This window comes from Elstera litoralis (genome assembly GCF_000963705.1).
GTDB classification, from domain to species: Bacteria; Pseudomonadota; Alphaproteobacteria; order Elsterales; family Elsteraceae; genus Elstera; species Elstera litoralis.
This window is the reverse complement of record NZ_LAJY01000732.1, coordinates 1-859: the sequence shown is the minus strand read 5'-3', so window position 1 is coordinate 859 and position 859 is coordinate 1. Positions and strand designations below refer to the sequence as shown.

Here is an 859-nt window from a genome sequence, read left to right as displayed (position 1 = left end):
TGCCGTAAACAGAAATGAAAAAAGAGAGGAGACTCTTTTTCCGGCATATGCGGCCCCAGATTTTGAGTTTAGGCTCTCCATATTACTGAAAATAGCTACCAAATCCGTTATGGACAGCATCATAATTAATATGAAAAATGCCCATATCCCCCAATACAAATACCCTAAGCCGCTAACATCCAGAGAAGATTTGAATTTCTCGGTCCCGAAATAAGAATTGTTCCAAAAATAGCGCTCGATATAGACCTGTCGAAACGGCTCCGCAAACCCCAAGGTGAAAAGGCTAAGCAGCGTAAGCCCCGCCGCACGTGGTGCAAACACCTTCCAGTTACCTTCGAAACCGGCGCGAATTCCCCGCCATTCGGTGCGCGACAGCCGATAGCGCCGCGCAAAAAACAACCCCAGCGGCGTTAAGAGAATGAAGATTAAGAATTGAATCGGCCCCACAATACCGTGATAGCCTGCCGTTGACAGAATCCCCAACGGCACGAAAAGCACGGCCAAAATGAGCAAGGCGATGATCGCGCCCTTAAACAGCTCGAAGCCCGTTCCGGTATAGTGCAGAGGGTCGCCCGCAATTTGGATATTGCTCCAAAGATAGCGGCGCACACGAGTCTTCGCCCAAAAGCTCCAAATCCCCAGTGTGAGGATAGTGAGAAGCGCATTTTTGAAGGTGATCCCGGCAAGGCTCTCACCGTTGATCGTATGCGCGAGCGCGAGAGGCTCGGCCTCTGCGGTCACAGCGTCTACGGATGGCGGCAGCGTTTCGTCGGTCATTCCGGCCTCACATGCCAAGGATTTCAGAAACACTTACCCCATACAACCGCTCCGCCACAAGCGACGCCCGCATTGCCGCCCG

General features: G+C 52.3%; 1 protein-coding gene. It reads right to left on the bottom strand.

Annotated elements, in window-relative coordinates:
- The coding region (locus VZ95_RS22545) for a DUF898 family protein (protein ID WP_156995432.1) at positions 1 to 777 on the bottom strand (777 nt) is incomplete at its 3' end.
- Positions 778 to 859: the final 82 nt, after the last annotated feature.